The organism is Streptomyces sp. 891-h (assembly GCF_022760275.1).
Classification (GTDB): Bacteria; Actinomycetota; Actinomycetes; order Streptomycetales; family Streptomycetaceae; genus Streptomyces; species Streptomyces spirodelae.
The window spans coordinates 7,500,410-7,524,885 of sequence record NZ_CP050693.1; the positions used below are offsets into that span (position 1 = coordinate 7,500,410).

Annotated in this window: 19 protein-coding genes, 1 pseudogene and 1 riboswitch; of the genes and pseudogenes, 13 read left to right on the top strand and 7 right to left on the bottom strand. The window is 68.5% G+C overall.

All coding sequences use genetic code 11. The annotated features are described in order from the left end of the window. Positions 1-325: 325 nt before the first annotated feature. Positions 326-1,339 (top strand): 2-hydroxyacid dehydrogenase, encoded by a 1,014-nt coding sequence (locus HC362_RS33315; RefSeq protein WP_243088066.1) that lies wholly within the window; start codon positions 326-328, stop codon positions 1,337-1,339. Between the two features lie 343 nt (positions 1,340-1,682). Further along, on the top strand, positions 1,683-2,219 hold the full coding sequence (locus tag HC362_RS33320) for an FCD domain-containing protein (RefSeq protein ID WP_243088067.1): 537 nt from the start codon (positions 1,683-1,685) through the stop codon (positions 2,217-2,219). A 376-nt stretch (positions 2,220-2,595) separates the two neighbouring features. Here HC362_RS33320 and HC362_RS33325 read toward each other — a convergent pair whose 3' ends face one another. Next, the gene (locus HC362_RS33325) at positions 2,596-2,910 is read right to left on the bottom strand and encodes a multidrug efflux SMR transporter (RefSeq protein WP_243088068.1); all 315 of its coding nucleotides are present in this window, start codon (positions 2,908-2,910) and stop codon (positions 2,596-2,598) included. A gap of 11 nt (positions 2,911-2,921) precedes the next feature. Further along, a riboswitch (guanidine-III (ykkC-III) riboswitch) is annotated at positions 2,922-2,988 on the bottom strand. A gap of 528 nt (positions 2,989-3,516) precedes the next feature. On the opposite strand from HC362_RS33325, the gene HC362_RS33330 reads away from it, so the two are divergent. The 5 genes from HC362_RS33330 to HC362_RS33350 all read left to right on the top strand — a co-directional run bounded on the left by HC362_RS33330 (position 3,517) and on the right by HC362_RS33350 (position 8,749). Beyond that, positions 3,517-5,049 carry an aromatic amino acid ammonia-lyase gene (locus tag HC362_RS33330; protein WP_243088069.1) on the top strand — a complete coding sequence of 511 codons (1,533 nt, stop codon included), beginning with the start codon at positions 3,517-3,519 and terminating at the stop codon, positions 5,047-5,049. Positions 5,050-5,234: 185 nt separating this feature from the next. Continuing rightward, a complete protein-coding gene (locus HC362_RS35120) occupies positions 5,235-6,704 on the top strand; it encodes a class I SAM-dependent methyltransferase (protein WP_347568521.1) in 1,470 nt (489 codons plus the stop codon). Then, a complete protein-coding gene (locus HC362_RS33340; RefSeq protein WP_243088070.1) occupies positions 6,701-7,735 on the top strand; it encodes an acetylserotonin O-methyltransferase in 1,035 nt (344 codons plus the stop codon). The genes HC362_RS35120 and HC362_RS33340 overlap by 4 nt, the downstream gene beginning before the upstream one ends. Before the next feature lie 27 nt (positions 7,736-7,762). Next, positions 7,763-8,269: a phenolic acid decarboxylase gene (locus tag HC362_RS33345; protein WP_243088071.1), complete on the top strand. Its 507-nt coding sequence runs from the start codon at positions 7,763-7,765 to the stop codon at positions 8,267-8,269. 255 nt (positions 8,270-8,524) lie between these two features. After that, on the top strand, positions 8,525-8,749 hold the full coding sequence (locus HC362_RS33350; RefSeq protein WP_243088072.1) for a hypothetical protein: 225 nt from the start codon (positions 8,525-8,527) through the stop codon (positions 8,747-8,749). 482 nt (positions 8,750-9,231) lie between these two features. Here HC362_RS33350 and HC362_RS33355 read toward each other — a convergent pair whose 3' ends face one another. Beyond that, entirely contained in the window at positions 9,232-9,990 is a 759-nt protein-coding gene (locus HC362_RS33355; RefSeq protein ID WP_243088073.1) for a FadR/GntR family transcriptional regulator, read from the bottom strand. A gap of 229 nt (positions 9,991-10,219) precedes the next feature. Between HC362_RS33355 and HC362_RS33360 the strand changes: the two genes are divergently transcribed. The 4 genes from HC362_RS33360 (at position 10,220) to HC362_RS33375 (ending at position 15,106) form a co-directional block, all read left to right on the top strand. Continuing rightward, a complete protein-coding gene (locus HC362_RS33360; protein WP_243088074.1) occupies positions 10,220-12,076 on the top strand; it encodes an L-lactate permease in 1,857 nt (618 codons plus the stop codon). Positions 12,077-12,181: 105 nt separating this feature from the next. Beyond that, complete coding sequence (locus HC362_RS33365) at positions 12,182-13,009, top strand: (Fe-S)-binding protein (RefSeq protein WP_243088075.1); 828 nt, start codon at positions 12,182-12,184, stop codon at positions 13,007-13,009. Next, complete coding sequence (locus HC362_RS33370) at positions 13,006-14,475, top strand: LutB/LldF family L-lactate oxidation iron-sulfur protein (protein ID WP_243088076.1); 1,470 nt, start codon at positions 13,006-13,008, stop codon at positions 14,473-14,475. The genes HC362_RS33365 and HC362_RS33370 overlap by 4 nt, the downstream gene beginning before the upstream one ends. Beyond that, entirely contained in the window at positions 14,459-15,106 is a 648-nt protein-coding gene (locus HC362_RS33375; protein WP_243088077.1) for an LUD domain-containing protein, read from the top strand. The genes HC362_RS33370 and HC362_RS33375 overlap by 17 nt, the downstream gene beginning before the upstream one ends. 103 nt (positions 15,107-15,209) lie before the next feature. Here HC362_RS33375 and HC362_RS33380 read toward each other — a convergent pair whose 3' ends face one another. Further along, a complete protein-coding gene (locus HC362_RS33380) occupies positions 15,210-15,854 on the bottom strand; it encodes a TMEM175 family protein (protein WP_243088078.1) in 645 nt (214 codons plus the stop codon). A gap of 345 nt (positions 15,855-16,199) precedes the next feature. Between HC362_RS33380 and HC362_RS33385 the strand changes: the two genes are divergently transcribed. Beyond that, complete coding sequence (locus HC362_RS33385) at positions 16,200-16,874, top strand: hypothetical protein (RefSeq protein ID WP_243088079.1); 675 nt, start codon at positions 16,200-16,202, stop codon at positions 16,872-16,874. A 200-nt stretch (positions 16,875-17,074) separates the two neighbouring features. Here HC362_RS33385 and HC362_RS33390 read toward each other — a convergent pair whose 3' ends face one another. From HC362_RS33390 to HC362_RS33400, 3 genes are all read right to left on the bottom strand, one after another. Beyond that, entirely contained in the window at positions 17,075-18,946 is a 1,872-nt protein-coding gene (locus HC362_RS33390; RefSeq protein WP_243088080.1) for a potassium transporter TrkA, read from the bottom strand. Positions 18,947-19,130: 184 nt separating this feature from the next. Then, positions 19,131-21,143: a hypothetical protein gene (locus HC362_RS33395; RefSeq protein WP_243088081.1), complete on the bottom strand. Its 2,013-nt coding sequence runs from the start codon at positions 21,141-21,143 to the stop codon at positions 19,131-19,133. 17 nt (positions 21,144-21,160) lie between these two features. After that, positions 21,161-21,466: a hypothetical protein gene (locus HC362_RS33400; RefSeq protein ID WP_243088082.1), complete on the bottom strand. Its 306-nt coding sequence runs from the start codon at positions 21,464-21,466 to the stop codon at positions 21,161-21,163. Between the two features lie 155 nt (positions 21,467-21,621). Between HC362_RS33400 and HC362_RS33405 the strand changes: the two are divergent. Then, positions 21,622-22,001 (top strand): annotated as a pseudogene (locus tag HC362_RS33405) (indole acetimide hydrolase); the annotation flags it as partial. Between the two features lie 960 nt (positions 22,002-22,961). Here the strand turns inward: HC362_RS33405 and HC362_RS33410 are convergent. Beyond that, positions 22,962-24,335, bottom strand: coding sequence for an MFS transporter (locus HC362_RS33410; RefSeq protein ID WP_243088083.1), 1,374 nt, complete (start codon positions 24,333-24,335; stop codon positions 22,962-22,964). Positions 24,336-24,476: the final 141 nt, after the last annotated feature.

Sequence of the window (24,476 nt, forward strand, 5' to 3'; positions counted from 1 at the left end):
CGGCCCGCGAAGCGAAGCGCCGCAACCGGCCACTGCTGCTGCTCCACACCCGTGAGTGGCACCCGCGACAGCGGGACGGCGCGTCCGCGAAGGCCGCAGCCCGGAATGTCGCGGGGCAGGTACTGCGCCGGGTGGAGGGCCGCCGTCCCGGTCGGCCGACGTGCGCGCGACGCGATCGATCTGCTGCCTCCGGCGTGGGGGCCGGGGAGGAGGAGAGAGGGCACCCCGTCGTGGCCGACTCCGTCGTCCTTCCGTCTCGCGCCGCCTGTGGCGATCGCGTCCTACGGTGTACTGAAGATCAACGGGAGCGATGGGAGGAGCACAAGTGGAGATCGTCGGGTACGGCGTCCTCGCGGACGAGGAGCCACTGCTGCGGAACGCCTTCGACAAGGCGTTCGAGGGTCGTCATGAACTGCGCTGCCTGGGTCTTTTCCTGGACCGCGACACCGCACCGACCGCGCTCGGCCATGAAGTGGTGCTCAGCAGCGTCAACGACAACTTGGACGCCGAGGTTCTGCGCGCCCTGGCCGAGGGCGGCACCCGGATGATCGCCCAGCGGTCCACCGGCTACAACAACATCGATCTCACCGCCGCCGAAGCATGCGGCCTGTCGGTGGCCCGGGTCTCCTCCTACTCGCCGTATTCGGTCGCGGAGTTCGCCTGGATGCTGGCATTGGCGGTCAACCGCCGTATCGTACGGGCGGTGCACCGGACGCGGGAGTTCGACTTCCGGCTCGACGGGCTGCTGGGCCGCGACCTCCACGGCCGTACCGCCGGGGTGATGGGCACCGGAAAGATCGGGGCCGCCTTCGCACGGATCGCCCACGGCTTCGGAATGCGACTGCTCGGCTGGGACATCAGCGAGAATCCCGACTGCCTCGCCCTCGGTATGGAGTACGTTCCGCGTGAGCGGCTGCTCGCTGAAGCTGACCTGGTCAGCTTGCATGTGCCACTGTCGCCGGACACCCATCACCTCCTCGACACCAAGGCCCTGGCGCTGATGAAGGACGACGCCATCCTGGTCAACTCGAGTCGCGGCGGCCTGGTGGAAACCGACGCCCTGCTGGAGACCCTGCGGGCGGGGCGACTGTGTGGAGTCGGGCTCGACGTGTACGAGGAGGAGGCCGGCGTCTTCTTCCGGGACAAGTCCCTGGAGGTGATGACAGACGAACGCCTCGCCCGACTGATGACCTTCAGCAACGTGCTGATCACCTCGCATCAGGCATACTTCACCGAGGAAGCCGTCGGCCAGATCGCCCGCACCACCGTGGCCAACATCGAGGACCACCTCGCGGGCCGGGCCAGCGACAACACGCTCGTCACACCCCCGAAAGCCTGACGCGCTGCCCCTGTCGGCGGGCGCTCCCAAGCGGCCTCGACCGTGAGCTCGCTGGTCTCGCCCACCGGCACCCTCGGGATGGTCAGATCCACTCTGGACTTCTCCCGCGCGGTGGCCGGGCTGCTGCATTCCAGAACCGCCGGGTCGGCGCCGTCGAACTGAAGTGCCCCACCACGCAAGCCAATCAAGAGGAGATCAGGTAAGCAGCGCTCGTGCGCGACCGCGGCATACAGTGCTGCCGCACCGTTCCCCCCAAGGTCCTCGCAGGCCGCTGCGCGGCCTGCCATCGCCAACGCCAACGAGAGGGTCGGCCCTGGAGCAGATCGCCGGTGGTGAACGGTCCGTGAAGACCCTTGAGGCACGGGGTCTGGTGCAGCGGCGCCAGGGCAAGCCGGCGGTCGTCGCCTCACCGAACGCTTTGCCGGTGGAGAAGTTCGTCGCGTTCGCGGTCCTGCGCGACAAGCGCGCACTCATGGAGTTCACCGAGGTCCGCAAGGCGCTCGAGGTGCACGCCGCTCGACTTGCCGCGCAGCGCATCGCGGGGCCAGAGGAGCCGCAGACCCGGCCGCACATCGCCCGAGCCCGCGAGGCGATCGCCCAGCAGCGCGCCAACCCGCTCGACATGCCCACCCGAATACGCACGGACGTCGCCTTCCATCAGGCGCTGGTGGCAGCTGCGGGCAACAGCAGCCTGACGCAGATCCTGGACGCTCTGGAACGCTCACTCGCCGAAAGCCGGGAGGAGAGCCACCGGCGGTACCTCGCAACCGGGGCCGATCCCGCCCGCTCCGCCACCGAACACGAGGAACTGCTCGACGCCGTTCCTTCGGCGCCCTCCCGGCCCTCGACCGCATCCGTTCCTGAGAGCCACCGGACCTGACGGGAGACCGCACGTCCCGGCTGGGGCGAACCGGCGACTGGCCAGGACGAACGGTGGGACGAGGCATCGGGCGGAGGGGAGCGGCCGGCGTGGCGCGCGATCGAATCGTTCGGCAATGATCAATGAGCGACGAAGACTCGTGACGGAAGCGAGTCATGTCGTCCAAGGCGGATCAAGGCGGTTCGATCACGCACCGTGACCAGCCCAGGTCCCCGCCCGCGCCCAGTTCATCGAGGATGAAGCGGTGCGGCCCGTGGCGGCCACAAGAATTGGCGGCCACAAGAATGATGGCCGCGAGGATCTTGTGAGGCTCTGATGCGGCTCGGGTGCGTGCGTCTGCTGGCGTCGACGCCGAGCCGCATCACGTCAGCCGTTCTCAGGAGACGGCCTTGAGGCCGATCACGCTGCCGACGACGAGCACCAGGAAGATGATCTTCAGAGCGCTTGCCGGCTCACCGCCGGTGAGCACTGCGTACAGGACGGTGAGCACCGCGCCGATACCCACCCACACCGTGTACGCGGTGCCGGTGGGCAGGTCCCGCATGGCGTAGGCCAGCCCGCCCATACTTCCGGACAGGGCCACGACGAAGACCAGGGACGGGGCGAGCCGGCTGAAACCCTCCGACTTTCCCAGGGCTGTAGCCCACACGGCCTCCAGAACGCCCGAGAAAGCGAGAATGAGCCACGACATGACAGCCTCCGTACGGGCCGTCTTGTCGCACACCGGGTACGGCACCCCTCGTCCGGAAGCCCTACTGCCGGGCTCCACTTCAAAATCGCACATATGGTCGCTGCTGGCAACGTCGGCCGTCCACCACACGAAAAGGTACTTCGCGAAGCATCACCGCGGGTTCCGTACTGACTCACAGCTCTCGCGGACTTGGTTGGCACTCATCGAGGCCTAGGGCATGAGTTCTCGAGCATGGTGACGAGGTCATGCCTGCCCGGGCAGCCGGGTGCACCTTCAAGGCGAGACTCAGCCCCGCCCCGCCCCGCCCCGCCCCGCTCCGCCCCGCCCCGTCGGCTCGTCGTCCGGCCTTGCGAATCCGGGCTGAAGGGACTCACCGCCCGGGCCCCGTCTGCGGAGGTCGGAGGTCTGCCCGGCTCACGTAGCCACCAGAGGAGTCCACGAGAGCGCAACGGGACCTTTCAACGTATTCACGCATCAGGGGGAGGTCCCGGGTTCCGGCACGTCGTTCTCGTTTCCCACCATGCAGAACACAAAGGCCGATGCCGCGCCGCGGCATGGGAGCCCGCGAGATGCGGGGCTTTTGCTGCTGCCTGTACGGAGGTGCGAGTGACTTCGCCTGCCGATGAGTCCGAAACAACGCTGCAGATATCCACCGGTACGCAGCTGCGGCTGCGCGACCTGGATCGCATGCGTGAGCCGGTGAGAATTCGGATCGATGGCACCGTGCGCGACCGCATTCAGATGTGTCGCGACTTCATGTTCGGCAGCCTGGACAGGGGCCGGTCCGTGTACGGGGCGACGACCGGGTTCGGCCCGCTGGTCAGTTTCCGCGGGCGCGAGACCACGGCGGAGCAGTGCGAGAACGCGCTCAACCACCTCATTGCAGGCCAGGGTGTGGACCTGGAGCCTTCGGTAGTGCGGGCGGCGATGCTCGTCCGACTGCATTCGCTGTGCCAGGGCCGGTCCGGGGCATCCCTCGCCGTGGTGGAAGGGTTGGCACATGCTATGGGGACGGACTTCGCACCGGCCGTGCCCCGGCTGGGGTCACTCGGGGCGAGCGGCGATCTGATTCCGCTCGCCTACATGGCCCGTGCGCTGCAGGGCCATGGTCATGCCTACACAGGCGGACAACGTCTTACCGCCGGTGAGGCTCTCACGAAGCTGGGCCTGAAGCCGGTGGAGCTCGACGGGCGTGACGCTCTGGCCTTGGTCAATGGAACGTCCCTGACCGCGGGCGCGGGTGCCCTGGCCGTGTCCTCCCTGCAGAGGTCGCTGCGCGGCGCGGTGCTGCTCGTTGCGTTGCTTGTGGACATCCTGGGCTGCTCCGCTGCGTTCGTGGACGCGAGGCTGCTCGCCGCCTTCGGGCACCCGCACGCGACTCTGGCAGGTGAACGCATCAACCAGCTGCTCAAGGGCCTCGTTCCTTCAGAAGCGCGCGGTTTGCAGGAGCCGTACAGTATCCGCTGCGCTCCTCAGCTGATCGGCGCCGTAGCCTCTTTCGTGGAGCATTGCGCTGGCGTGATGCGCGATGACATCAACGCCATCAGTGACAATCCGCTGTTCTTCCCGGAGCAGGACGTGGTCGCGCACGGCGGAAACTTCTTCGGTCAGCCGGCCGCGTTCAGCGGGGACGCGCTCGCCGTGACCGCCGTGCAGCTCGGAAATCTGGCCGAGAGGCAGCTTGACTTACTCATCGATCCGCACCGCAACGGAGGGCTGCCGCCCATGTTGGCGCCCGAGCCGGGCCGTCAACATGCCGTGCAGGGAGTGCAACTCGCGGCCACGGCACTCATCGCGTCGATGCGTCGCGCCGCCACACCGGCCTCGATCCAGAGCCTGCCGACGAACCTCCACAACCAGGACGTGGTTCCATTCGGCACCCAGGCTGCGCTCAACGCCCTCGACCTCGCGACAAAGCTGCGGCTCCTGCACGGGTCCCTTGCCGTCGTCCTGCGCCAAGCCGCAGGTGTGGGAACCCGGCAGCCAACAGCGCCGCTGTGCGCAGAGATTCTCAGCGAGATCAGTGCGGAGATCGCACCCATCGACAGGGATCGTCCCCTGGATGCTGATGTTCGGCGCGCTGCCGCTCTCCTCGACGACATGGCCGACACCTACCTGACCGACGGGGAGGGCCTGTAATGAAACACTTCACTGACCGTCACCGTTGCACAGTTACCGGTACGCCGAGCACCGCTGCCGACGGTGCTGTGCTGACACTGCCCCTACCGGATGAGGAGTTCACCGCCTGCCGCCGCTGCTTGGGCGATACCTGTACGCGTGCTGCCCAGCACATCGAAGACGACCTGAACATCCTCACCCAAGTCGTGCACGGGCCGGCGCCCCTCGCCGAATGGCCACCTGCGGACCCTGGTGCCCGCATTCGCCACCGGTGGCTCATCGGCCATCAACTGGCCTTCACCGTCTGGCGACTGATCCGGCACACCCTGCAAGAACTCATCCGCACTTCAACTCCCCAGGCCGCGGACCGCGCAGCACGGCTGTACGACATCTACACCGTGCTGTTCCTCTACACCGGCAGCTGCTCGGCCGCACGCTACGCGGCGACGGTGCGGGCCGACATGGCGGCCCACGATCCCGCGCTCAGCGGTGAGTGGCACCGTGACCACATTGCCCTGCCCGACCTGCTGCGCCAGGCGCGGGCCAGCTGCCCGGCAACCGTGCTGGCTCCGCTCACAGCGGCAGTCAAGCGCAGTCACCACATCCACATGGCTGTTGCTGGCAAGCTCGTTCCCAGCGGCCAGTCCCTGCTTCAGCAGGCCGGGAAACAAGCAGGGCTGCAGCCGACCGAAGCCGAGTGTGATGTCATCGACGACTTCTTCCAGGTGCGGCGCGCGCCCATCTGTGAGAAGGCGTTCATCACCCAGGCCGTCCGGCGCCTCGTCCAAGTCGCATGCGACATCCGTACCTACGGCCTGACCGATCTGGACTCACCGCCCCAGGTCGCCGCACGGTACCGCGCAGACCTCGATGCTCTGCTCGGCTCCACCGTCGACCGTTTCACGGAGCTGGCCGGCTTCCTCGTGACTTCCTCACCCAGCCTCGTCGACCTCAGCACGCACACGGGAGGTGCGATGACGTCCCGGACCGACGACACGAAGACCGTGCCCATCACCCCTGCTCTGCACCGGTACCTGGTCAGCCACACGATGGCGCCCAGCCGCGTCCAGCAGGACCTCATGGACCACACCCACGCCCTGGGGACGGTCGCCGAGATGCAGATCCCCCATGAGCAGGCGGCATTTCTGACCCTGCTCACCAAGTTGACCGCTGCCCGCACCATCATCGACATCGGGACCTTCACGGGCTACTCGGCTCTCGCTCTCGCACTGGGCTCTCCTCCCGACGGTCGCGTCCTCACCTGCGACACCTCCACTGAGTGGACAGGCATCGCCCAGGACGCATGGAAGCAGGCGGGCGTCGCCGACCGCATCGAGCTGCGCCTGGGCCCGGCATTGGAGACCCTGCGCTCCTTACCCCATGAGCCGTCCTTCGACCTGGCCTTCATCGACGCAGACAAGCCCTCCTACCGCGACTACTGGGAGGAACTGCTCCCTCGTGTCCGTCCGGGAGGCGTACTCCTGGCCGACAACGTGCTCTACTCCGGCGACGCGGCCAACCCCGACGCCACCGGAAACGCCCAGGCCATCCGGGCTTTCAACGCTCACGTTCACAACGATCCCCGCGTCGAGAACGTGATGCTTCCCATCGCGGATGGTTTGACCCTGACCCGCAAGCGCGATGACGAACACCTCACCGTGAAGGCTTGCTCATGACGGACTTGTCCAACGACGCACAGGGGCCGCAGCGCATCATGGAGCTGTCCTCCGGCCTGTGGGCTTCCAAGACCCTGTCCACCGCACTGCACCTGGACCTCTTCGGTGCCCTGGCGGCCCACCCCGGTGCGACGCACAGCGAACTTGCCGACCGGCTGGGCATCTCAGCTCGCCCCACGCGATCACTTCTGGCCGCGTGCGCGGCGCTCGGCCTGCTGACCCGCGTCGGAGAGAAGTGCTTCAACACCCCTCTCTCGCAGCGTCACCTCGTGCGCACGAGCCCCGACTACTTCGGTGGCTGGGTCGAGATGCTCGACCGCCATGACTACCCGGGCTGGATGCAACTGCACGACGCCCTACGCCACAACCGACCCACCGCCTGGAACCCCGACGAACAGAACTCCCTCTTCGACAACGCCGACCCCGTCGTGCTCGAGACATTCTGGGAAGCCATGACGACGGTCTCCACCGTCACTGCCCGCGAACTCGGCTCCCGCCTCGACCTCACCCAGGCGCGTGCGCTGCTCGACGTGGGTGGAGGCGGTGCCGCCTGGGACATCGAACTGTGCCGTATGCATCCCCCGCTGCTCGCAGCTGTCTACGACCTGCCACACGTGTGCGAGCTCACTCAGAAGAAGATCGACCAGGCCAACCTGGGGGACCGCATCACCACCATCGCCGGTGACTTCTTCGCCGACACATCGTTCCCCGAAGGCTACGACACCCACCTGTTCTCCTCCGTCCTGCACGACTGGTCCGACTCCCAGTGCCGCGAACTGCTGGCCAGGTCCTTCACCGCACTGCCCTCGAACGGCCGACTCGTCATCGCCGAGCTGCTGATCGATGACGCCGAGGACGGACCCCTCGACGCTGCCCTGATGGGTCTCGCGATGCAGGTGGAAACCTGGGGCCGCAGCTTCACCGCCGCCGAGCTGACCAACTGGCTCACCCGGACAGGCTTCACTGACGTCCATGTCACCCGCATCCATGCACCCACCGCCAACGCGGGCGTCATCGCCCGCAAACCCTGACCCCCGGTGCCCGTCCAGGAGCCACGCATGACGCACCAAGCAACATCCCCCGTCAGCACGACAGGCGAAAGGGAAACCGAAGGCATCATCGGCCATCGGATCGAGTACACCTACGCCAACGGCTGGCGCTACGAGATGTACGTCAAGAACGCCACAACCATCGACTACCGCATCCACAGCGGTATGGTCGGCGGCCGCTGGGTCAAAGACCAGAATGTCGACCTCGTCACCCTCACCGAGGGCGTGTACAAGATTTCCTGGAACGAACCCACCGGCACATCGGTGTGCGTCACTCTGGTGCCGGCCGAACGACTCTCCCACGGCGTGATCTTCTTTCCCTGCTGGGTCGCGCAACACCCTGAACGCACCGTCCTCTTCCAGAACGATCACCTTGACCGCATGCACTCATACCGAGACGAAGGGCCGACCTACCCGATTCATGTCGTCTCCGAGTTCTCGGAGATCATCCTGATCGAAGATGTGGGGCCTGACGATGAAACGGTCATCGAGCGTGCCCCGCACGGTCTCCCATGACCAGCACGGAGATTCCGCGGAATTGACGAGGCATCTGCAACCGGCTGGGGATGTGACGGCACAAGAGGACCGCGACCATCCGTCTGCCCGGAGTCCACATCGCAGGTATCTTCCTCTGGTCCGCCGGTGATCCAAAGGGGAACTACGATCTGGCGACCTCTTGCCGGAGTTGCAGGGGACAAGGGAGGAGCGGGAGGAGAGATCGGCGGTGAGGTCAGCTTCCGCTACAGCTACTCGTCCACATTCCCCAAGCGAGTGACGAATACGCTGGAGACCACGGTCAAGATCGACGTACCGAGCGACAAGAAGGGCTACCTGGAAGGCCGAGCCAACGGCGCACGCCACACCGGGTACATCGTCCTCCGTGACATCGACGGCAAGAACCAGGAATCCCTGGCGGCTGTACCTGCCCAGGCCTACGTCCAGGCCCCTGATGTCACCAGCCCGCAGACCTGGTTCAAGCGGCTGACACCCGCATAGCGAAACCCCCGACCGGCCCGGCCCCCCCCCACAACCGCAGCGGCCGACCTGCTGCGGCCGGTGCGGCACCGGGCCCTGCCGCCCTGCCCCGGCGCCAGGTGCGGCATGCCGTACGCGGTCGCTCTGCACGGCCCACACGCAGAGCGACCGCGTATCGGAGGGTCTGCTCCAGCCACGCAGCACCACAGACCAGCCTGGTGGGCGGCCCTGACGCCGGGCAGGGCCGCCGTGTCGCCCTCGGCGCACGCCCGGACGGTGACCTGTCAGCGGCCCGCGTCGTTCGGCGCACCAGGCCCGCGCTCAGAGTCTGCCAGACAGTCGGGGGCCTGCGGGTGAGCAGGCCGAAGCGTGCATTGGCCGCGGCGCGCGATTCGCGGGGCGGTGTTCCGCCGGCGCAGCCGTCGGCGGTAGCAGCCGTCGCGGTACTCGGCAGCCGTCGGCGGTCGATGTCGTGGACGTACCGCGGTCGGCTCCAGGCGGTGCTATGCCTCGGCGCTGCTCTCCGAATCGTCCAGGACCGAGTAGACGAGGTCGTGGTGGAAGCCGCGGATGTGGGCCTCGACGAGTTCCCCGGCGCGCTCGGAGTCGCCGGCCGCCACAGCGTTGTAGATCGCGTGGTGCTCCGAGCGCAGCCGTGCCGCGGTGGACTCCCAGTCGTCGAGTCCGTGGAAGACCTTCAGCAAGGTGTGCCGGACCGCGTTGCGTACCGCGATGGTCATGTCGGCCATCAGCCGGTTCCCGCCGGCCTCGGCGATCGCCGCGTGGAACTCGGTGTCGCAGTCGTTGAACTCCTCCCGGCTCAGCTCGGGATCGTCCATACGAGCCAGCCGGTCCCGCATGGTGGCGAGGTGTTCCGGGGATGCCTGTTCGGCTGCCAGCCGGGCGCTCGCGCGCTCCAGCGTCGCCCGCGCCTCCACGACGTCGGCGAACGGGAAGTGGGCCAGTGCCATGTGCAGGCGCAGGAACTGGGTCAGCCCTGCGCTGGGCATGGCGGCGATCACGCTGCCGGAGGCCGGACCGGTGCCCACCCGCGGTCGCAGGGCGCCTTGAGCCTCGAGTACCCGCAGCGCCTCGCGAACCGCTGCCCTGCTCACGCCGAGCAGCTCGACCAGCTCGCGTTCCGGCGGCAGCCGGTCGCCGACCCGAAGATTGCCGGTGAGGATCTGTTCCTCGATCCGTGCGAGAACGAGCTCAAAGGTGCGGGAGCGCGGAACCGGCTCCCATGCAATCGGCTCTGACACGGACAGCCCTTTCGCTTCGGACATCGGTGCTGCTCACGCGGGGAGTTCCCGCCCGGCGCTCACGCGGGGAGTTCCCCCGTTCTCACTCCGTTCATGGTAGCCCGTCCGCCCATTGCTTGGTCCGACCACTCATTTTTCCGGCGTCACACCTCTGGACAGGACACGGCCGCCTCTTTACGTTGTAGCGACCCAATCAATGGTCTGACCAAGCCCCTAAAGTGAGGGTCGCATGTTTCAGCCAGATCTCTCCCCGGTTCTGGACAGCCTGGCCCTGTCCGCTCTCGTCGCGGCACTGCCGCTGTTGACCCTGTTCGTCCTGCTGGGCGGATTGCGTCTCAAGGCCCACTGGGCCGGATTGGCCTCGCTCGGCGCCGCCCTCGCCGTCGCGGTGATCGCGTACGGTATGCCGGTCGGTCACGCACTGCTCTCCGCGACGGAGGGCGCGGCGTTCGGCCTGTTCCCGATCATGTGGATCGTGGTGACGGCGATCTGGGTCTACCAGCTCACCGTGGTCAGTGGCTGGTTCGAGGACCTGCGCCGTTCCTTCAACCTGGTCAGCAGCGACCTCAGGGTGCAGGCACTGATCATCGCCTTCTGCTTCGGTGCCCTGCTGGAGGCGTTGGCCGGCTTCGGTGCCCCGGTGGCCATCACCGGCGTCATGCTGATGGCGCTGGGCTTCTCCCCGCTCCGCGCGGCCGTCACCGTGCTCGTCGCCAACACCGCGCCAGTGGCGTTCGGGGCCATCGGCATCCCGATCATCACCGCGGGCAACCTCACCGGCATCCCCTACACCGAGCTCGGTGCCTATGTCGGCCGCCAGACCCCGCTTCTCGCACTGTTCGTCCCGCTGCTGCTGGTGGCGCTGGTCGACGGACTCCGCGGGGTCCGCCAGACCTGGCCCGCCGCTGTGGTGTGCGGTGCGGCCTTCGCCGCGGCACAGTTCGTCAGCGCGAACTACGTGTCGGTGGAACTGACCGACATCATCGCCTCTCTGGTGGCGCTCGCGGCAGTCGTACTGTTCCTCCGGGTCTGGCAACCGCTGGGTGGCGATCAGATACGTGCTGATCTGCAGCGCGTCGCGGAGACCGAGGGCACCGTGACGGGCGGCTCCACAGCCGGGGCCGACTGCGCCAACAGCGGCAGCGGCGAGGGCAGCCGGGGAACCGGCCCCCGTACGGGTGGCCCGGACGGTTCCGGAAGCTCGGCCGCATCCGGCGGTTCCGGCGGCGCCCCGGACGGCGTCAGCGACCCGGCCACGCCCCCGGCCCCGGCCACGCCCCCGGCCACGACCTCCACCGCCCCGTCCCCGCACAGCACGGTGCCGGCCACTCCGCGGATCGCCAACTCCCGCGTCCTGCTGGCCTTTCTGCCCTACCTCGTGGTGATCGGCGTCTTCTCGGTGGCGAAGCTCTGGAGCCCGGCCAAGGAGTTCCTCACCTCGACGGACGTGTCGATCCCCTGGCCCGGGATCGACGGGAAGCTGCGGACTCCCGGCGGTGACGTCTCCACCGCCACGCAGTACGTCCTCCCCTGGCTGTCGTCCCCAGGCACCCTGCTGCTCCTCTCCGGCGTGGTCGTTGCCGCGATCTACCGGATCAGGCCGGCCGTCGTAGCGCGCGAGTTCGCCACCACCGTGGTCAAGCTGCGCTGGGCCATGCTGACCGTTGCCTCGGTGCTGGCCCTCGCCTACGTGATGAACTTCGCCGGCCTGACCATCACCATGGGGGCCTGGATCGCCGGGACGGGCACCGCTTTCGCCTTCCTCTCGCCGATCCTCGGCTGGCTCGGCACTGCTGTGACCGGCTCCGACACCTCGGCCAACGCACTGTTCGCCACCTTGCAGCAGACGGCAGCGGGAAAGGCGGGGCTGGACCCGGCGCTGATGGTCGCTGCGAACACCTCGGGCGGGGTGGTCGGCAAGATGATCAGCCCGCAGAACCTCACCATCGCCGCTACAGCGGTCGGCATGCTCGGGCGCGAGGCGGAGCTGTTCCGCAAGGCGATCAGGTGGAGCCTGCTCCTGCTGCTGGTGATGTGCGTGCTGGTCTTCCTGCAGTCCCACCTGCTGGCCTGGATGCTCCCCTGACCTGTGGCAGGGGCATCCACCGGCTCCCGTGCCCCCGATGTCCGTCGCGACGGCCGAAGACAACGGCGATCGAAGAGAAACGCGAGGGGAGAAACCGGAGAAACCATGAGGACCGCACTGTTCATCACCTGCTTCAACGACACCATGCACCCGGCCACCGGCCGTGCAGTGGTGACCCTGCTGGAGCGCCTCGGCTGCACGGTGGACTTCCCGTCCGGCCAGACCTGCTGCGGGCAGATGCATTTCAACACGGGCTACCAGCGTGACTGCGTTCCGCTGGTGCGCCGCTTCGGCGAGGTGTTCGCGGACTACGACGCCGTGGTCGCGCCCTCGGGGTCCTGCGCTGCGATGATCCGTCACCACCATGGAAGAGTGGCCGAGGCGGCCGGGGACCGGGAGCTGCAGCAGGCCGTACGGGATGCACCTCCGGTCTACGAGCTGTCCGAGTTCCTGGTCGACGTGCTCGGGGTCACGGATGTCGGTGCGTACTTCCCGCACCGGGTCACGTACCATCCCACCTGCCATTCGTCGCGGATGCTGGGCGTGGGGGACCGGCCGCTCGCCCTGTTGCGCGCGGTGCGGGGCATCGACCTGGTGGAACTCCCCGACGCCGCGCAGTGCTGCGGCTTCGGCGGCACTTTCGCACTGAAGAACTCCGACACCTCGGTGGCGATGGGCGCGGACAAGGTGCGTGGCGTGCTGGAGAGCCGGGCCGAGGTCCTCTGCGCGGGGGACAACTCCTGCCTGATGCATGTCGGGGGGCTGCTCTCCCGGCTGCGCACCGGGGTTAGGACCATGCACCTGGCGGAGATCCTCGCCTCCAGTGAGCACTCCGCGGCACAGAGCGCGGGGGAGGGCAGCCGGCCGTACGCCGCCGCCACGGGCACCGTGGCTACGGGCACCGCCGCCACTGCGGCACGGAGTCCGCGATGAGTTCGGCCTTCCTCGGCATGCCGCCCTTCCCCCAGGCCGCCCGTCGGGCGCTCGCCGACACCCAACTGCGGCGCAACCTCGCCGGTGCCACCCGAACCATCCGGGACAAGCGCGCTGAGGTGGTGCGCGAGCTGCCTGACTGGGAAGAACTGCGGGAGGCGGGACGCGCGTTGAAGGAGCGCACGCTCCGCCACCTCGACCACTATCTCCTCCAGCTGGAGGAACGGGTCACCGCTGCCGGCGGGCAGGTGCACTGGGCGCGCGACGCGGCCGAGGCCAACCGGATCGTGACCCGCCTCGTCCAGGAGACCGGCGAGCGGGAAGTGGTCAAGGTCAAGTCCATGACCACCCAGGAGATCGGCCTCAACGAAGCGCTGGACTCGGCGGGCATCACCGCCTACGAGACGGACCTCGCCGAGCTGATCGTGCAACTCGGTGAGGACCTGCCGTCGCACATTCTGGTACCCGCAATCCACCGCAACCGGGCGGAGATCCGGGACCTGTTCCGGCGGGAGATGGCGGACGCCGGTGAGGTGGGGGACGAACCGGCGGAACTGGCCGAGGCCGCACGGCGGCATCTGCGCCAGAAGTTCCTGCGAGCGAAGGTGGGCATCTCCGGTGCCAACTTCCTGGTCGCCGAGACCGGGACGGCCGTGGTGGTGGAGTCGGAGGGCAATGGACGGATGTGCCTGACCCTGCCCGAGACGCTGATCTCCGTCGTCGGCATCGAGAAGGTGGTGCCCACCTGGCAGGACCTGGAGGTCTACCTCCAACTGCTCCCTCGCTCCTCTACCGGCGAGCGGATGAACCCCTACACCTCCACCTGGACCGGTACCGAGGACGGCGACGGGCCGCGCAGCTTCCACCTGGTGCTGCTGGACGCCGGAAGGACCGACACTCTCGCGGACCGGATCGGGCGGCAGACACTGAACTGCATCCGTTGCTCGGCATGCCTCAACGTCTGTCCGGTCTACGAACGAACCGGCGGGCACGCCTACGGTTCCGTCTACCCAGGACCGATCGGTGCGGTGCTCAGCCCTCAGCTGCGCGGCACCGGGGCCGCGGTGGACCGCTCACTGCCGTTCGCCTCCACCCTCTGCGGTGCCTGCTACGAGGTGTGCCCGGTGAAGATCGACATCCCTGAGGTGCTGGTACATCTGCGTGCCCGGGTGGTCGAGGAGACCGGTGAGCGACGTCGGACGCCGAGCCCGGAGGCACTGGCGATGCGGGCGGCCAAATGGGTCTTCTCCTCCCCGGCCCGGCTTGCGGCGGCACAGCGCGTCGCGGCGCTGGGCGGCCGTGCGGTGGGCAGGCGGGGGCGCGTCGGCCGGCTGCCGGGGCCGCTCGCCGGCTGGACCGACGCCCGGGACGCACCGGCTCCGGCCCGCGAAACGTTTCGACAGTGGTGGAAGAGGACACGCCTCGACAGTGGTGGAAGAGGACGCACCGATGAACGCAGCACGTGACGAGATCCTGGCCCGGGTGCGCGCGGCACTGGCGGACGTCCCGGAATCCGAGCGGCCCGCCGATGTCCCGGTGGCACGGCAGTACGTCACCGGGGCGGACGCACCGGCCGGTGTGCAGGAGACGGTTTCGCTGTTCGTCGAGCGGCTCGCCGACTACGGTGCCTCGGTACGCACGGTGAGCCCCGCCCAAGCCGGCACCGAGGTGGCCAAGACGCTTGCGTCCTGGGGCGCGGAGCAGGTGCTGGTGCCGCGCGGTTTCCCGGCGTCGTGGTCCGCTCATCTGCCCGCCGCCGCAGTGCTCGGCGACGAAGGCCGGCTGTCGGCGGACGACCTGGACGCCGTCGACGCCGTGGTCACCACCGCGGCGGCGGCGATCGCGGTCACCGGCACGCTGGTGTTGGACGGTGGCCCCGGTCAGGGCCGCCGGGCAGCAACCCTGGTCCCGGATCGCCACCTGTGCGTACTGAGAGCCGACCAGGTGGTGGCCTCGGTGCCGGAGGCGCTGTCCCGGCTGGACCCGCTGCGGCCACTGACCTTCGTCTCCGGCCCCTCGGCAACCAGCGACATCGAACTCGAACGGGTGGCGGGCGTGCACGGTCCCCGCACGCTGGAGGTGCTCGTCGTCCGGTGAGACAGCGCCTGCCGCGGAGCCCACGGGCGGAGCGACGATGGAGCCCGCAGCGACGGCAGCGAAGAGCCACGGCACGGCGGTTGCCACAGGAGCACGGCCGTCGTCACCGACGGTTGCCCAGTTCCCGCCACGCCCGGTCGAGCTTCCGCCCGGTGATGGCTTTGACGGGGATCAGGCAGGCCCACAGCCACATCGCCCCGGCGGGGGAGAGGAACGCGACCGGCACCGAAGCGGTGAAGATCACCACGCTGGGGACCGCGTCCGTGACCGAAGCTCGGCGAACTTCTGCGGCCCCCGGCTGCCGACGCACTCCCTCCCGGCTCCACACGACGTGCCACAGCACTATCAGCACCGCCTCTGTGGCTGCCACGTTGGCCGAGTACAGGGCGACGGCCGAGGAGTGTTCGCTGTAATCCGACAGAAGAGACGTCGGAAACGGCAGCAGGGCCACGAGCGCGAGTCCGAGCAGGGTGAGATTCATTTCCGCCGGACCGACCCACTGGGTGGTGCGGAAGATCCGCTGGTGCTCACGCCAGAACACGGCGATGATCACAAAGCTGAGGAAGTACGCCCACAGTTGGGTCATGGTCTCCTGCAGCGCCTTGTCGTACTCCCGGGCATCCAGGTTGTCGCGGACCGAGATGTCGAGGACGAGCAGCGTGAGCGCGATCGCGAACACACCGTCGGAGAGCGTCAGCAGCCGCTGGGCGCCGTTCCCGGCGCCGGCAACGGGGTTCTCCTCATTCACGCGGAGCACCCTACTGAGCTGAACGTCCGGGGCTTTGACACCACACGGGCCGCTCGACGAATCGTGGGGACCATTCGGTGCCGGTCGGTCGACCGCCCGGCTCGGCTGCCGCAGGAAGCCGGTGAGGGCGATCGCGGTTGCGTCACAAATCGCAGCCGGCCTCAGAGGCGGGTGTCCACTATCCGGGCACAGGAGCTTCACAGCTGTACGCGCTCCAACTGGCGCTGCAAGGATGTCGGTTGCGGCGACGTGCTGCCGCACGCAGGCGGTGATGCGCGGCGGCTGTTCAGTCGCTCTGCCAGTCATGACCGGCCCCCCATGTACAGCGAAAGGATGCACGTACGTATGGCGAACGATCGCAGGAGACGGTACGCAGGACGGGCGCTGGCGCTTTCAGCGGCTGCCCTTGGTGTGGTCGCGGCAGCTGCCGCACCGGCCTCGGCCGCTGAGCAGCCCACCCGGGAACAGCTCATAGCCGACTGCGACTCAGGTGCGGGGAAGTGCACCTTCAACGACCCCAAGCTGGGCAAGGCTTTCCTCGGAAACTTCCACCAGGTCTCCGACTCGCTCTACAACTGCAGTACCTCCCCTGCCACTCAGTCCATGACGTGGTCCGATACGGTCGGCTCCACCGATTCGGCGGGCGTTTCCGTGACCGCGGGCGGCAAGATCGCAGGCATCATCGACCTCAGCGTGACGGCGACCTACAGCCACACCTGGTCAAGCACGCACTCGGAGAGCAGCTCTGTCAACATGACGGTGCAGCCGGGCGAGGTCGGCTGGATCTCCCGGGCGCAGGTGATGCAGAAAGTCTCCGGCACGTGGCAGACCCACTATGACGACCCGAAGTGGGGCCACTACTACTGGTTCGTACCGGATGTCATCACAGGTCCGGCCCCGAACGGAACGGATGGCAAGAGCAACGCGGTGGTCGTCAAGACGCGGAAGATGACCGACAAGGAGAAGCAGTCCTGCTCCAGCCGTTCCGGCAAGGCCAGGGCATTCGTCGCCGAACGCTGATCGGCTGACCGCGTTCCTCCGGACGGGGCGGGCTGCTACGGACCTTACGACGGGCAGCCAAGGGGGGCCCAACGCGTCAGCAACCTCGATCCCCGCCGCCAGTGCGGCCCTTCGCAGTGACGTGAAGGGCCGCACCGTCCCGGCACTGACAGGCCGCTGCACCCCGGAACTCTCCGGCGGTGCCCCCCTGTTCCGCTCCGCTATTCCTCCTCGGCGAGCACGATGACGTGGTCCTCCTCGGTCAACCGGAGCCGAGCGGCCTTGGGCGGGTTGAGGTGCACACCGTAGGCGGGGGAAGCGCCGCGTTGGGCACCCAGCCGGTACCCGACAGCCGTCTCACCGAGGCGGCGGGCGGCCTCGATGACCGTTGCGAAGTTCGCCTCGGCTCCGGATCTGAGGTAACGGGTCGCGGGCTTGAGGTAGATCTCGGAGCCGGCGGGGTCGAAGAGATCGATCAGGACGTCGTGCAGGTGCCGGTTCTCGGTGAGTTGCGCCAGCATCAAGCTGATCAGTTTCGAGCTGACAATGAAGTCGTCGGCCCTGGTGACCTGGGCGACCTCGCGGTTGCTGTCCTCGTTCATCTCCGTGACGATCGAGTACGGGTCGCCGAGCCGGTCCTCGATGTCGCGCAGGTGGAGGAGGGTCACCAAGGTGCGGTTGTCGGCCTGTTCGGCGTCGGTTCCCTCGTCGGGGAGTACCAGCACGTGCTGGTAGCTGCCGGGGTCGAGGGCTTCCAACGAGCGCCTGCTGGTGGGGCGGCAGTACTTGTAGCCCACGGTGAGGTTCGCGTACGGAACCAGCGCATCGGCCGCCGGACGGTGTGAGGCCGCGATGTCCAGCGCCGAGCCGGGCTCGACGAAACTGTCCAACAGCTCGATGATCTTCGGAACGCGCCCGTTCCAGCCGATCAGCAGGGTGCGGTCCGGAGCCACGTCCGGAGGTTGGGCGCAGGCCAGCGCCTCCTCGACGATCCGCGCGTGGTTCCTGGTCGCGAGCTTGATGAACAGATCGTCCTCGGCGAGCACTATGACGCCGTCGTCCTCACCGATGACGGTGCCCATCGGCGGGTTCAGCAGGAGCTGTCCGTCGGTTCTGCGCAGCCCCACGGGCGTGCCGAGCTCGTACCGGTGCAGTGCCTCGCCGTACGTCACCCCGGTGAGGGAGGGCTCGGCGCGGATGTAGAGTTCGCTGCCGTAGAAGCTGAGCAGTTCGTTGCAGACCGTGGAGAGGCCGGTCTGCCGGTGGGACTGCACGATGAAGCGAACGGCGATGTCGTCGGCGTCGATCACCAGACCATGCCGGCCCGCTGCCAGACGTGCCGCCGCGAGGTTGTCCGAATCCTGGACCGCGGCCACCACATGGGGCCGGGAGCTGCGCCAGACGCGGTTGTTGAGCACCAGCAGCGTCTTGATGACCATGGTGTCCGCCTCAGGGTCCGCCGGGGGCAGCACCATGATGGCCTTGCTGGTGTCCGGGCTGACCAGCTCCAGGTCCGCGCGCTTGAGCGGATTGCCGGACCGGCAGATCACCCGCGTCCTTCCCGTTCTGGGCACCCGCAGCCGGATCTGCTCCTCCATGGAGACCTTGTCCCGGTCGGCGAGCACCACCACGCAGGAGCGGCGCTCGCTCTGGTTGGCCTCGACCAGCTCGTCGATCACCGTGAAGATCTGCTCCGACCAGCCCAGGATGACCGTGTGGCCCCGCTCGAAGAGCCGCGATCTGCCCTTGCGGAGCTGCTCGATGCGGGCGTTCAGTCCTGCGGTCAGCACACCGATCAGCGCGCTGACGATGAAGATCCCGCCGATCGTCACAGCCAGCATGAGGGCCAGGAAGACCGGTCGTCCGGTGTCGTCCCCCATGGTGCCCGGGTCGAGCGTGCGCAGCAGACTCATCCACGCCACACCGAGCCATCCGCCGTGGGCCTCGGTGTCCTCGTCGGTGAACAGCACCACTGACGTGGTGACGACCACGATCAGTCCGGTGGACGCGAGCGCCAGCCAGCCGATCAGCGCGGGTGTTCCCCGGTCCATCGTGACGTCGAACCAGTACCGCAACCGTTCGCGTAACCGCACCCTGAGTCCCCGATCTCGACCGTCCGCCTCTTGACGATTTGACGATCTTGCCATGGGGGAGGGCCGTGGACCGGTTCCGGGGTAGGCGGTGATGCCGACGACCGGCTCGCAGCCGACCGGCGAGGAATCCCGGCGGCCGCACAGGTCCCGGCCGCCGCACGGGTCCAGAGGAACAAGAGGTGGGTCAGCGGGGCCCGTCCGGAGGAGTGTTCGCCCCCGTGACGCCGCCTGCGGCACCGGCTGCCAAGTCGACCTTGTGATCGAAGGTGTCGTTGTCGTTCTCGGCCGTCGAGTCGGACCAATCGGTGAGAGCCTGCAGCTTGGCCTGGAAGATGGCGTCGGGATCGCCCTGGGAGGCCTCAGCCTCCGTCTCGGCCTCCTCGCGGAGTTGGTCGTAGGACTTGAGTGTGCCGTCCCGGTTGAGGCACTCAGCGGGCGGCGGGGGCTCGACCGGATAGCCGGCCTCGTAGAGGTACTTCGTCATGTCGAAGCGCTGCATACGGTCGTAGTTCGCGTACGCCCCGGTCACCTGCTTCTCGTGGGAGCTGTCCTCGTCACCCCCCACCCAGGAGTCGGCGCCCTTGCCGATGACGAACTTCGCTGCCTTCCACGAGTACTCGCCGACCTTGGAGGCGAAGGGGACCTCGTCGAGGCCCAGCATGAAGATGTCCTTGAAGACCCCGCGGACGGTTTCCTCTTGCTCGTCCATGTCCCTGCCCGCGTCGACCTCCGCGCGGTATTGGGCACCCGCGAGCTCTCCGAACGCCCCCGCTACGCGGGACATCTGGCCGGGGTCGGGCTTCCCGTCCAGCACCGCGTCAGCGTCGACCTGCGCCGCTCCCCTGATGGCCTCTTCGCTGAAGGCCCCGGCCGCGCGGTCGAAGATGTCGGTCGCCTCGCCGCTGTCGGCGAACGTCGTCAGGAACTGATCGGTGTCCCCTGGACTGAGGAAGAACGACGGGGTGATACCGGCCAGCTCGGTGAAGTGGGGCGGCTCCTGCCGGCTCGACGCGCGATTCGGGGCGTCGTCGGTGCGGGCGCCGGTGGCCATCTCATGGATGTAGGAGGAGGCGACGTTGGCCATGGAGTCCTTCATGCTCCACGGGGTGTCCTTGCCCTTGTCCCCCATGAAGACCATGGTCTCGAACGCGAACTGGGACGCGCCGGGGCTGTGCCGGCCGGGCGCTTCTGTGCCCACGCCGGAACCGGACTCCATGGCACGGCCCAGCGCGTCGGCCACGTCGTCGCCGCTTCCGTGGCTGACCGCGTAGTCGGTGAACTGGCCGAACGCCTCGGTGTAGCTGCCCGGGTGCATGCCCCACAGCACGTTGCGAGCGGCGATGGAATCCTTGCCCAGCAGGTTGAGAGCGAGCGCGATGTTGTCCTCCGGCAGCTCGAGCGAGGTCGCCAACGAGCCCATGCCGCCACGCCAGTCAGTGCTGTCCGGGTCGTTGGCGAAGTCGTCGAGGGCGAGGTTCTCCGCGGCGGTCTCGATGAAGTCGGTGGGAAAGTGGCCGTACTGGAGGAGAGCCAGGCGGCTCCACGCGTCCGACGGGTACTCCGAAGGGGCGAGCAGCATCTCCTCGATCTGGTCGAACCCGGGCGTCGCCAGGTACTCGGCACTGGCTGCCGTGCCGAGCGCGCGGCTGAAGGCCTTCAGGTCCTCGGCTCCCGTGGCGCTGCCCGACTGGGCCAACAGATCGGGCAGTATGCCCAGCCTGTTCGCGCCGAGCTCGGCGAAGAAGGCGGCGGCCACCTCCGGGTCGTTGATGTAGGGGGCCAGGTCCTGGGCGATGCGGTGGATCTCCCCGGCGCCGGCCTGGTCGACGGTGCCGATGTCGTTCAGCCGCGCTGCGAGCTCCCTGCCCCGGCGCTGGGCCTCCTCCAGCGACATGAGCGTGTCCGGGATCTCGACCATGGTCCGGTCCGGGTCCGGTGCGTTCTGCTCGATGGCCAGCGCGAGGTCGAAGCGCCGCTTGAGCGAGGGCAGTTGTTCCTCGATCCAGGAGCTGATGCCGCCCAGGCTGGTGAGTGACCCGGTGTCGACTCCGAGTGCGGAGAACCGGTTGGTCCAGGAGCGCGGGGCGCCTCCCAGAGATTCCACGGCGTCTTCCAGCGAGGTGATCATTGTCTTGAGGCGGCCGGGGTCGACACCGCTGAATGTGCTCGGCCCGTACCCGCCGTCCGGCTCGGTCATCAGATGCCCCCCGGTCCTCAGGTCATCTTCCGGTAGGCGCGGGCGTCACTCAGCGGGATCAACTCGGGTGTGACGCTCAGTTGGGCGTCCACCGCCGCGAGTACCTCGTCCGCGTACCGGTGCACGTCGGTCTTGCGGCCCTCGATCTCCTCACCGAAGATCTCAGCCGTCGGACCCTCCCAGACTCCCCCCTCCGCCATGTCCTGCGCTGCCCGGTCCAGCGAGGTGGCGATGGTCTCCTGCTGGAGCGCCACGTCGTCCCGAAGGCGTTGGAGGTCGGCCCGGACAGGGCTCGGTACGAGATTGTCCGCAGGATCTGTCACGCTTCCCCCATGTCCGTCCGTCCCCGTCGTCGGCCCGCCCCCCGGCAGCACGCGACGCTGTCTGAATCGTAGGTCGAACCAGGTGCGATGGGCGGCTTGCTGCGCGTTGTTGCGAGATTGCCACAGAGCGGCTCGGCCGGGCGGTCCGCAGAGCCGAGTTCGCCGAGACCTGGCCGGTCGTGCGGACACTGCTCGGCGAGGGCGGAGACCGCTGCATCGAGATGGCCGTGGAGAAGACCCCGCCTGCCACTGCTGCGGAGTTCATGCAGCTGAGCCTGGGCTGGAGTCGCGCGACAGAGCGGGACGGGAACGGGTCGGCGCGGGCATGCGCCTGTGCACGGTGACCAGTTTCGTGGGCGTTCCCGGAGTCGCCGTACCGACCGGCGTGACCGATGGGCTGCCGGCCGGCGTGCAGATCGTCGGTTGCGCGTTTCGCGAGGACCTGTGCCTGGCCGCGGCACAGGAGGTGGAGGACCGCCCGGGTGTGCTCACACCGGGCGCTCCGCGTTCCGAAGCCCCGACCGCCGCGCGGTAGCCGGGGTTCTCGCACTGGGCGGGGCAAGGGGTGAAGGCTGCCCTCGGTGCCGCAGCCCGCGGTCGAACCGCTCGAATGTGAGGAGACCATGTCGGCCAAGGGGCGGGCCGCCGTGCGGCCTCCAGCACGCGGGGCGGCGCCGCCCCTCCGTGGGACGGGGAGGGACGGCGCCGCGGTACCTGCGTCAGACGAGCCAGCCGAGGAAGTTGACGACGTCGGCCAGCAGGTTCGTGAGGACGTTCATAGTGATGCTTCTCCTTGCGTTTTTCGTGGGACTGTTCACCCGGCCGATGTAGGACCTGCGGCCGGGCGACGCTCGCGTGGTCTGCAGCCCGCCGCTTGCGCACCGTAAGCATCCGTGTGCACACGGTTAAAGCGCAGCAATATCAGAACCAAGCACCCCATCGAGTGAGTGACCGAGCGCGAGTTCGGCAAAGCTCGGGTCCGGGGTGCCGCGTGCACCCCGGTATGCCCCCGCCCGCGGGTGAGCAGGGTCAGGACGGCTCCCCACCGCCGACGGCTTCGAAGTCGTTCCGGGCCTCGTCGGGGCGTCGGGCATCGTGATCCGGCTGTCGATCGCGCTGGCGCACGTGGTCTTGGAGCAGACGACTGGCAGGGCTGTCGGGCAGGGCACCGCCGAACATGAGCTGTTCCCTCGTCGCGGTGCCACCGTGTGCGTACTCGGAATGCCGGGCCGTCCGCCGGACCGACGAGCGGCTCCCGGCAAGTGAGCTGCTGCCGTTCACTCTCGGGCAGCCTCTATTGGGTCCTCGGCGCCGGAGCATCGCGGTGTTGGAAGCCCGGCTCCCGGCACCCCTGGATGCCATGACGCCTCACGCTCCGCCTACCTCGCCCCACGATGCCCGCCGGCCGGCCGTCCGTGTCTCCGTCGTTCCTTCAGCAGTTCGCTCTGAGAGCCGCCCGGACTGCTCGGACCGGGAGCTTGTGGCGCTGAACGGCTCACGGTGCGGTGTCTCGGACTGCCGCGGGGGCGAGGCCGGCGCAGGTGTTGTCCGTTGAGGTGGCCGGCTGGGGGATGGGTGCTGCCCTGCGTCGGGGAGCGGTGAGTGTCGCAAGAGCCGCCAGGGCTGCCAGGGCGAGGAGGGCGGTGACGACGGCATAGGTGTGGGAGGTTGTCGCGAGCCCGTACAGCTGGGTGGCGGCGCCCGCGGCGACGGCGGGCAGGCTCATCGAGAGGTAGCTGAGGGCGTAGTAGGCGGCCAGGGTCGTGGCGCGGTCGGCCTCGTCGAGCGAGGCGAGGGTCATGCGCAGCGCCCCCTGTGAGACGGCGCCGAAGGCCATGCCGGCCAGGGCCGCGCCGCCGTAGACGGCGGGCAGTCCGGCGCCGTGCAGGCCGCTCAGGGTCAGCGCAGTGGCGGGCAGCACGGTCACGCAGCCGCCGATCGCCGCGGTGGAGGGCGCCGTACGCCGCAGCGTCCATACGGAGAGCGCGGCGGTGGCGCTGAGAGCGAAGAAGACCATGCCGCGAGCCGCCTGCGGCGCCTCGGGCGCCACCAGGCGCACCAGGGCCGGTCCGAGAGAGGAGTAGAAGCCGCCCAGCGCCCAGATGGCGACGACCCCGGTGCCGACGGCCAGCAGGGCGGGGCGGGCCGTGGCCGGGACACGGAGCCGTGGACGCAGCGACCGCAGCGCACCGGCACGGCGGGCGGCCGTCTCCTCGGTGAACGTGACCGCGAGCGCCTGTGCGACGAACAGGGCGGCCAGGAGTACGTACACGGTGACGGTGGGGGCGGGGGCGAAAGCGACGAGGAGGGTGGCGGCGAGGACACCGGTTGCCATTCCGGCGACCGGGGCGATGCTGTTGGTCAGTGCCGACCGGCCGGGGCGACGAGGGTTCTCCAAGTCGAGGAGCACCGCACCCGCGGCACTGGTGGCCGCGCCTGTGGCCACCCCTTGCAGGACCCGGGCGGCTATCAGGGACGCCGCACCGTCCGCCGATGCCAGGACGACCATGGCGGCGGCCTCGACGAGCAGGGCGCCCGCCAGCACGGGGCGCCGCCCCAGGTGGTCGGAGAGCGCTGCGGTGGTGAGCAGGGCGAGCAGCAGAGAAAGGGCGTAGACACTGAAGACCACCGTGACGACGAGCGCGGAGATGCCCCACCGGTCCTGGTAGAGGGGGTACAGCGGCGTCGGGGCGCTGGACGCGGCCAGGAGTGCCGCCAGGATCGACGTGTCGAGTGCGAAAGCAGCCCCGCGACTTCTCGCACGGCTTCCCGCTCTCGCCTCGTCTTCCGCGCGGGGCGTGGCGGTCATGGGGGAGCGGCGCGCGGGCGGTTCGGGTATCGCAGGCGGATCGGACAGGACGCTGGGCATGGGACCCTCACCAGGGTAAAAGCAATTGATTAGCTTTAGGTACCGTAGGGCCTGCTCGCATCTAAAGCAAATTATTAGCGTTTGCTGCTTCAGGGTACGTCGGTGACGTGGGCCTGGGCCGGTCGGTATGAGGTAATTGCG

Excerpts from the sequence above, each read along its gene's own strand:
- HC362_RS33325 (WP_243088068.1), bottom strand. The coding sequence starts at position 2,910 with ATGTCGTGGCTCATTCTCGCTTTCTCGGGCGTTCTGGAGGCCGTGTGG.
- HC362_RS33340 (WP_243088070.1), top strand. The coding sequence starts at position 6,701 with ATGACGGACTTGTCCAACGACGCACAGGGGCCGCAGCGCATCATGGAG.
- HC362_RS33345 (WP_243088071.1), top strand. The coding sequence starts at position 7,763 with ATGACGCACCAAGCAACATCCCCCGTCAGCACGACAGGCGAAAGGGAA.
- HC362_RS33360 (WP_243088074.1), top strand. The coding sequence starts at position 10,220 with ATGTTTCAGCCAGATCTCTCCCCGGTTCTGGACAGCCTGGCCCTGTCC.
- HC362_RS33365 (WP_243088075.1), top strand. The coding sequence starts at position 12,182 with ATGAGGACCGCACTGTTCATCACCTGCTTCAACGACACCATGCACCCG.
- HC362_RS33370 (WP_243088076.1), top strand. The coding sequence starts at position 13,006 with ATGAGTTCGGCCTTCCTCGGCATGCCGCCCTTCCCCCAGGCCGCCCGT.
- HC362_RS33375 (WP_243088077.1), top strand. The coding sequence starts at position 14,459 with ATGAACGCAGCACGTGACGAGATCCTGGCCCGGGTGCGCGCGGCACTG.
- HC362_RS33385 (WP_243088079.1), top strand. The coding sequence starts at position 16,200 with ATGGCGAACGATCGCAGGAGACGGTACGCAGGACGGGCGCTGGCGCTT.
- HC362_RS33395 (WP_243088081.1), bottom strand. The coding sequence starts at position 21,143 with ATGACCGAGCCGGACGGCGGGTACGGGCCGAGCACATTCAGCGGTGTC.
- HC362_RS33410 (WP_243088083.1), bottom strand. The coding sequence starts at position 24,335 with ATGCCCAGCGTCCTGTCCGATCCGCCTGCGATACCCGAACCGCCCGCG.